Annotated in this window: 8 protein-coding genes and 3 tRNA genes; 4 read left to right on the top strand and 7 right to left on the bottom strand. The window is 51.8% G+C overall.

Features of this window, described 5'->3' with window-relative positions; genetic code table 11:
* Positions 1 to 51: 51 nt before the first annotated feature.
* The 3 genes from QWJ10_RS07160 to QWJ10_RS07150 all read right to left on the bottom strand — a co-directional run bounded on the left by QWJ10_RS07160 (position 52) and on the right by QWJ10_RS07150 (position 349).
* Positions 52 to 127, bottom strand: a tRNA-Glu gene (locus QWJ10_RS07160).
* A gap of 67 nt (positions 128 to 194) precedes the next feature.
* A tRNA-Gly gene (locus tag QWJ10_RS07155) sits at positions 195 to 270 on the bottom strand.
* A gap of 3 nt (positions 271 to 273) precedes the next feature.
* Positions 274 to 349 (bottom strand) — tRNA-Glu (locus QWJ10_RS07150).
* A 205-nt stretch (positions 350 to 554) separates the two neighbouring features.
* Here QWJ10_RS07150 and QWJ10_RS07145 point away from each other — a divergent pair.
* Complete coding sequence (locus QWJ10_RS07145) at positions 555 to 1,316, top strand: hypothetical protein (RefSeq protein WP_289925037.1); 762 nt, start codon at positions 555 to 557, stop codon at positions 1,314 to 1,316.
* Positions 1,317 to 1,357: 41 nt separating this feature from the next.
* On the opposite strand, the gene QWJ10_RS07140 is transcribed toward QWJ10_RS07145, so the two are convergent.
* The 4 genes from QWJ10_RS07140 to msrB form a co-directional block, all read right to left on the bottom strand.
* Entirely contained in the window at positions 1,358 to 1,840 is a 483-nt protein-coding gene (locus tag QWJ10_RS07140; protein WP_010794887.1) for a GAF domain-containing protein, read from the bottom strand.
* Positions 1,833 to 2,729: an ATP-binding protein gene (locus QWJ10_RS07135; RefSeq protein WP_019365804.1), complete on the bottom strand. Its 897-nt coding sequence runs from the start codon at positions 2,727 to 2,729 to the stop codon at positions 1,833 to 1,835. Before QWJ10_RS07135 ends, QWJ10_RS07140 begins: the two co-directional genes overlap by 8 nt.
* A gap of 76 nt (positions 2,730 to 2,805) precedes the next feature.
* A complete protein-coding gene (locus QWJ10_RS07130; protein ID WP_019365803.1) occupies positions 2,806 to 3,321 on the bottom strand; it encodes a glutathione peroxidase in 516 nt (171 codons plus the stop codon).
* A complete protein-coding gene (msrB, locus tag QWJ10_RS07125) occupies positions 3,314 to 3,712 on the bottom strand; it encodes a peptide-methionine (R)-S-oxide reductase MsrB (RefSeq protein WP_010794890.1) in 399 nt (132 codons plus the stop codon). Before msrB ends, QWJ10_RS07130 begins: the two co-directional genes overlap by 8 nt.
* A gap of 196 nt (positions 3,713 to 3,908) precedes the next feature.
* On the opposite strand from msrB, the gene QWJ10_RS07120 reads away from it, so the two are divergent.
* From QWJ10_RS07120 to htpX, 3 genes are all read left to right on the top strand, one after another.
* The gene (locus tag QWJ10_RS07120) at positions 3,909 to 5,120 is read left to right on the top strand and encodes a pyridoxal phosphate-dependent aminotransferase (RefSeq protein ID WP_010794891.1); all 1,212 of its coding nucleotides are present in this window, start codon (positions 3,909 to 3,911) and stop codon (positions 5,118 to 5,120) included.
* Positions 5,121 to 5,124: 4 nt separating this feature from the next.
* The gene (locus tag QWJ10_RS07115) at positions 5,125 to 5,565 is read left to right on the top strand and encodes a hypothetical protein (protein WP_010794892.1); all 441 of its coding nucleotides are present in this window, start codon (positions 5,125 to 5,127) and stop codon (positions 5,563 to 5,565) included.
* A gap of 93 nt (positions 5,566 to 5,658) precedes the next feature.
* The gene (gene htpX / locus QWJ10_RS07110) at positions 5,659 to 6,534 is read left to right on the top strand and encodes a protease HtpX (RefSeq protein ID WP_010794893.1); all 876 of its coding nucleotides are present in this window, start codon (positions 5,659 to 5,661) and stop codon (positions 6,532 to 6,534) included.
* Positions 6,535 to 6,954 lie beyond the last annotated feature (420 nt).

Genomic DNA, 6,954 nt, shown 5'->3' with positions numbered 1-6,954 from the left:
GACCCCGACCTTGGCAAGGTCGTGCTCTACCAACTGAGCTATTCCCGCATATGGCGTCCCCTAGGGGACTCGAACCCCTGTTACCGCCGTGAAAGGGCGGTGTCCTAGGCCACTAGACGAAGGGGACAAACCCTTGAAACATGCAAAGCATATTTCTATTAACACAAGCACCGCGCATGCCATGCTTTAAAACTTGGAGCGGGAAACGAGACTCGAACTCGCGACCCCGACCTTGGCAAGGTCGTGCTCTACCAACTGAGCTATTCCCGCATATGGCGTCCCCTAGGGGACTCGAACCCCTGTTACCGCCGTGAAAGGGCGGTGTCCTAGGCCACTAGACGAAGGGGACGCAGCCTTGGAGCTTTAACAGTTCCTACCTCTTTCGCTTCGCTTTCAGCTTTGCGTCTGAAGTGGCGCGCATTCTAGAGAGACATTCGAGACCCGTCAACACCTATTTAAATTTTTTTAAATCAATGACTTTGCCATTAAAGAAGATGGCCACGCTGCCAATATAGTAGTACTTGTTTTATTGACTCGCAGGCCAGCAGGAGGCCTTGATGTCTGTATCTATAATTGCCATTTTGGTTGTGACGGGAGCTGTACTGTTGATTTTCATCAGCTTTCTCAACCAGAAGCTTGAAGCGCATCAGCTTGAAAAGACACGCTTGAAAGCGGAGCTGGTTAACCGCATCCGACGCTATGAGCAGCTGTCCGACACGTTACCGGGGCAATGGATGACCCCTGCCCTCAAGCTTTTACTATCAAGGCTTGAACTGACACTTCTTCAGCGCATGCCTAATAAGGAGAAGACTCCCGTATTGGCTGCACGCATGAATCATCTGGAAGCTGAGCTGGCCAAGGGTGATCAAATCGAGATCACAAACGCAGCCCAGGTTATCGCAAATGAAGCCAAGGCAAAGCAGGTTCGTGCGCAGCTTGAAAATTTACACGCACAAATCACCTACGCCATCCAGAATGGACTGATTGAGGCTAAAGAGGCTGGTTATTGGGACGAGGAAATAAGAGCGCTAATGACGCTACTTCACTTCGAATTCTTTGATCACCTGGGCCGTCAGTTTATTGATCAGGGACAACTGGCTCCTGCTAGACAGGCATTTGAGAAAGCCGCTCAATATATCCGCAAACAGCCTCACTCAGACAAGTTCAATGAACATCTTCAGTACCTTGATGAACAAGTCAGCGTCATCAAGGGAGAAATTGGTGCTGGGCAACCGGTCCGCGAACCTACGCAACTATTAAAGGGGCTAGAGGAGATGGAGAAGGAAGATGCCCCTATGAAGTCACTCTACGACTAATAGCAATAAAAGCGCAGCCCCAAGGGGCTGCGCTTTTATTATCAGCAATCACTTGCGGCTAGCAGTATTGCTGCCAATCGCTCGATACCTTTCTGATCATCCAGGCTGAACCTACCTAGCTTGGGGCTATCAAGATCCAGCACACCAATCAGACGTTCATTCTTTATCAATGGAATAACAAGTTCACTGTTTGACGCACTGTCACAAGCAATGTGCCCCGCGAATACATGTACATCCTCAACGCGCTGCGTCTCGCGCGTTTGCGCCGCCGTACCACAGACACCACGCCCAAAGGGTATGCGAACGCAAGCAACCTTGCCCTGGAACGGACCAAGCACAAGCTCATTGTCTTTGCACAGATAAAAGCCCGCCCAGTTTAGGTCAGGCAACTCATGGAAAAGAAAGGCAGAACACTGCGAGGCGTTGGCGATAAAATCGTTTTCGCCAGAAAGAAGCGCTTCTAACTGTGCCGCTAGTAGCTCATAGCCACCCAGATCGTTTCCCACTTCACTCAAATCACGCATTTGCGACATCCAAAAGCTGCTTACCAACCCAATGACGGGCGAATTGATAGGCACAGCGGCCATTTCGATTACCTCGGCCGAGCGCCCAGCGAATAGCTTCCTTTTCAGTTTCCTCACTCCACTGCCACACAAGCTGCGCGCGGGTAGCCAGTACTTCGACCCAGTGCTTGGTTACCTGAAGAAACTGATCCTGGGTAAAAGGATAAAAGGAAAGCCATAACCCAAATCGATCCGAGAGCGCGATCTTGTCTTCTACTGCCTCACTAGGGTGTAGCTCGCCATCCGCACTTCGCTCCCAGTCAGCGTTATCGCTTTGTCGCTCAGACACCAAATGCCGGCGATTCGAAGTTGCATAAAGCAGAACGTTATCAGGCGCCTGCTCAAGCGAGCCATCCAGTACGCTTTTCAGCACTCGATAATCATCGTTGCTGGCATCAAACGACAAATCATCACAAAACAACACAAACCGCTGAGGCTGTTTACTGATTTGCGCAACCACACGTGGCAGATCTGTCAGATGATCACGCTCAATCTCTATCAGCCGCAATCCGCGCTGTGCATACTCAGCGAGCAATGCTCTGACCAGGGATGACTTGCCTGTACCGCGAGCGCCCCATAACAGAGCATGATTGGCCGGCATGCCGTCTACAAACTGCTGCGTATTCTGCCCAAGCAGGACCTGCTGTCTATCAACGCCCTGTAAATCAGATAATCGCAGATCCAGATTGACCTCAATAGGCTGCAGATACCCTCCCTGCCCTTCACGACGCCAGCGAGCCGCAACAGTTTGAGACCAATCAATCGGCTCGCGCAGTGCTGGCAATAAAGGCTCCAAACGGGCCAGCACGCCTTCCGCACGTGCCAGAAATGTATCGAGTCTAGATTCCACGGACTTATCCTTACACAAAAACGGCGACTCACCTTTATATATAGCGAGAGCCGCAAGATTCAGCATGACATTCGAGTCACAGCGAAAGAAACCGCTCTACCTGCCCTTTTAGCGACGCAGGCTTTTCCAGCGGCGCGAAGCGTTTGATCCTTTCACCATCGCCACTAACCAGAAACTTTGTGAAGTTCCACTTTATACGCTGCGTACCTAGCACCCCCGGCGCCTTCGCCTTTAGTACCTCGAATAAAGGATGGGCATCGGCACCATTGACCTCTATCTTTTGAGATACGTTAAAGGAGACACCAAAGCGGGCCTTGCAAAACTGTTCGATCTCACCGTTGTCGGCAGGCTCCTGATGACCGAACTGATCACATGGAAAGGCCACAATTACTAACCCTTGAGCCTTGTAAGCCTGCCACAACGTCTCAAGCCCCTCGTATTGAGGCGTGAATCCACAGCGACTGGCAGTGTTGACCAACAGATAGGCTTGCGCAGAAAGATCAGCCAGGCAGCACGCTTTCCCATTCATCAATGTAAACGGAATCCGCAAAAGGCTTTTGCCTTCCGCAGCTTGAGCGTCTGTTTTATTCATCACGCGGGACAAGATCCAGCGCAACGGAGTTTATGCAGTAACGCAAACCCGTCGGTCGTGGACCATCCGGGAACACATGCCCCAGGTGCGCATCGCAACGCGAACAAAGCACTTCTATACGATGCATCCCATGACTAAAATCCTCTTCCTCTCGCAAGGCATCATTCGAGATGGGCTGATAAAAGCTGGGCCAGCCACAGCCTGAACTGTATTTGGTCTCCGAATCGAAAAGCGCTTGCCCACAACAAACACACTGGTATACCCCAGGCGTCTTGGTATCGCAATACTTACCTGTATACGGCGCTTCCGTCGCCTTTAGCCTGCACACCCGAAACTGGTCATTATCCAGCTGGTCACGCCAAACATCTTCGGATTTGATGACTTTATCCATAGGATGAACACCTCCGCCATGGAAAAGGCCCCATCTGTCTCTTTTGAAAACGCAGGGGCAGTCGTATGATCTGCTTCCAGTCTGTCACTCGTTGAGGGCGCTGCCAAGCCGATAGGCACGCCTACCTACAGTCAGACATCGACCATGCACCTTTCGCAGGTCGCCCTTCGCTATTACCAACCGGGATCCGTTACACATGCAGGTCAGTAAATCGAACAAGCTAGCCAACGTCTGCTATGACATTCGTGGGCCAGTGTTAAAGCATGCCAAGCGTCTGGAGGAGGAAGGCCACCGCATCCTCAAACTCAACATTGGCAACCCCGCACCGTTCGGTTTCGAAGCACCTGAAGAAATCCTTCAGGATGTGATCCGCAACCTGCCTACCGCACAAGGTTACAGCGATTCTAAGGGCCTGTTCAGCGCGCGCAAGGCAGTCATGCAGTACTACCAGCAAAAGCAGGTAGAGGGCGTTGGCATTGAAGACATCTATTTGGGTAACGGTGTATCCGAGCTGATCGTCATGGCCATGCAGGCCCTGCTCAACAACGGTGATGAGGTTCTGATCCCGGCGCCAGATTATCCCCTCTGGACTGCAGCTGTCAGCCTGGCGGGCGGCAAACCTGTCCACTACCTATGCGATGAGCAGTCGGACTGGTTTCCGGACCTTTCAGACATGGCCAGCAAAATCACCTCTAATACCAAAGCCCTGGTGCTGATCAACCCGAACAATCCTACGGGTGCCGTGTACTCCAAAGAGGTTCTGGAAGATATCGTGGAGCTGGCGCGCCAGCATAACCTTGTCATTTTTTCGGACGAGATCTATGACAAGATCCTGTACGACGAAGCAGTGCATATTTCAACGGCTTCGCTTGCGCCCGATGTCCTGTGCCTGACGTTTAACGGCCTGTCGAAATCCTACCGCGTGGCAGGCTTCCGTTCGGGCTGGGTTGCCATTTCCGGTCCTAAACATAAAGCTCAGAGCTATATCGAAGGGCTTGATATCCTTGCCAACATGCGCCTATGTGCAAACGTGCCCAGCCAGCATGCCATTCAGACCGCCCTGGGCGGTTACCAGAGCATCAATGACCTGGTACTGCCCAACGGGCGCTTATTGGAACAGCGCAACCGTGCCTGGGCGCTATTGAACGACATCCCTGGCGTAAGCTGCGTAAAGCCTATGGGGGCGCTATATGCCTTCCCCAGAATCGATCCAAAGGTTTGCCCAATCCACAATGATGAAAAGTTTGTTCTGGATCTTCTGCTTTCGGAAAAACTGCTTATCGTTCAAGGCACCGCCTTCAACTGGCCTTGGCCTGACCACTTCCGTGTAGTGACCCTGCCACGCGTGGATGACCTTGAACAGGCTATTGGCCGAATTGGCAATTTCCTCAAACATTACCGGCAGTAGGCCCATGGACCTCCATATCGAAGACTTCTACAAGGATGCAGCGAAAGGCCTGCTGGCGCTTTATCAAAGCTTTCCACGCAAGGCGACGCTCTATGTCGAAGATCTGATTGGACGAGAGGAGCCCGACCAGTTCGGGCTTCCCAGTGTTAGACATCAGAGCTGTTTTAGCGCGCTGCTCTGGCTCGCTGAAGAGGACTATCTGCGCTACACCACTAACCTTGGTTATGATGCACTTGACCAGGCCATCCTGACCGAAAAAGCGTTTCTACGTCTTTCAGCGAGTCACGCTCACTTACTTAAGGAAGCAGAAGCGCTTCCGCCTAGCGTGAGACGCCAACGTTCTACCCTAGCCCAGCATCTACGGGACGCTCTGGCAGAAAGCGATAGCGAACGAGTGGTGCTGTTGACGCGTCTTTTACTCAGGCCTGCCAACAAAACGACATAGTTTGAAATAGTCGATTGATTGAAACCCTAACAACCGGACCTTATATACGCCGCTAGGAAATAGTCTTCCGGTTGTTAGGAGAAGCTTTACACCATGATGCGAATTCTGCTGTTCCTTGGCACCAACTTGGCCGTACTGCTGATCGCCAGCATTACGCTTAAAGTGCTGGGAGTAGATCGTTTTACAGGCCAGAACTACGGAAGTCTTCTGATTTTCTGTGCCGTCTTCGGTTTTGCCGGCTCGCTATTCTCGCTATTCATTTCCAAGTGGATGGCCAAGATGAGCACCGGAACCGAAATCATCAGTCAGCCCCGAACTCGTCACGAGCAATGGCTACTGCAAACTGTTGAGGATCTGTCTCGCGAGGCGGGCATCCGGATGCCTGAGGTCGGCATCTTTCCTGCCTATGAAGCGAATGCCTTTGCAACGGGCTGGAACAAGAATGATGCACTGGTTGCGGTAAGCCAGGGTTTGCTTGAGCGCTTCTCACCTGAAGAAGTGCGCGCCGTTCTGGCGCACGAGATTGGTCACGTAGCCAACGGCGACATGGTGACACTGAGCCTGATCCAAGGCGTCGTGAACACCTTCGTCATGTTCTTTGCTCGCATATTCGGCAATTTCATCGACAAGGCCGTCTTCAAGACAGAGGAAGGTCATGGGCCCGCCTATTACATTACCAGTATCGTCGCTGAACTGGTTCTGGGCATCCTGGCGACTATCATCGTCATGTGGTTCTCGCGCTTTCGCGAATTCCGTGCAGACGAAGCAGGCGCACGCCTGGCAGGTACAAATGCAATGGTTTCTGCACTGCAGCGCTTGCGTGCGGAACAGAACATTCAAGGACAAATGCCAGACACCCTGACCGCTTTTGGTATCAAGAGCAGCAAGGGCCATGGCTTTGCCGGTCTGTTCATGAGCCACCCTCCTCTGGAGGAGCGTATAGAGGCGCTACTGCGCCAACAACGCTAAATCAAATAAAAAGCCCCAACCTGCTCGGGGCTTTTTATTACGCAGCAGTTAAAAGACTTTATTCGTTTAAAAACTAATTTATTAAAACCAATAGATTAGCCAAGTCCCAAGCAGGAACTACGCTCTTTTAAAGAGCCAATTGTTCAGAAAATAAACATTTGAAAGGTAATCACTTCACTTATAAAGATTTGTGTAGTTATTCAAACAAACCCGGCAATGCGAAAGACCTCCCCAGCTGATATACTCCGTGACGATTTTTGGGCCCTAGAAGCCCGAGATCAATCCGGGACGGGTCCGGTCGGGCCTGCCTCAGTGTGTGCAGGCTTGAAACCCGGCGCGTCGTTAACGGCAAACCTTTCTGGCCTGCTCAAGTGCCCGGAATTGTTCTCAAATCTCGCGTTTTCATCTGCGTCTACCGGT

The sequence above is a fragment of the Pseudomonas sp. WAC2 genome (assembly GCF_030403525.1).
Classification (GTDB): Bacteria; Pseudomonadota; Gammaproteobacteria; order Pseudomonadales; family Pseudomonadaceae; genus Chryseomonas; species Chryseomonas luteola.
Note: the sequence above shows the minus strand (reverse complement) of the source record. Positions and strands in the feature narration are given on the sequence as shown.

What these genes read in the sequence shown, in the direction of transcription:
- QWJ10_RS07140 (WP_010794887.1), bottom strand. Translation starts at nt 1,840, where the DNA reads ATGCGTGATTTGAGTGAAGTGGGAAACGATCTGGGTGGCTATGAGCTA.
- QWJ10_RS07130 (WP_019365803.1), bottom strand. Translation starts at nt 3,321, where the DNA reads ATGAATAAAACAGACGCTCAAGCTGCGGAAGGCAAAAGCCTTTTGCGG.
- msrB (WP_010794890.1), bottom strand. Translation starts at nt 3,712, where the DNA reads ATGGATAAAGTCATCAAATCCGAAGATGTTTGGCGTGACCAGCTGGAT.
- QWJ10_RS07120 (WP_010794891.1), top strand. Translation starts at nt 3,909, where the DNA reads ATGCAGGTCAGTAAATCGAACAAGCTAGCCAACGTCTGCTATGACATT.
- QWJ10_RS07115 (WP_010794892.1), top strand. Translation starts at nt 5,125, where the DNA reads ATGGACCTCCATATCGAAGACTTCTACAAGGATGCAGCGAAAGGCCTG.
- htpX (WP_010794893.1), top strand. Translation starts at nt 5,659, where the DNA reads ATGATGCGAATTCTGCTGTTCCTTGGCACCAACTTGGCCGTACTGCTG.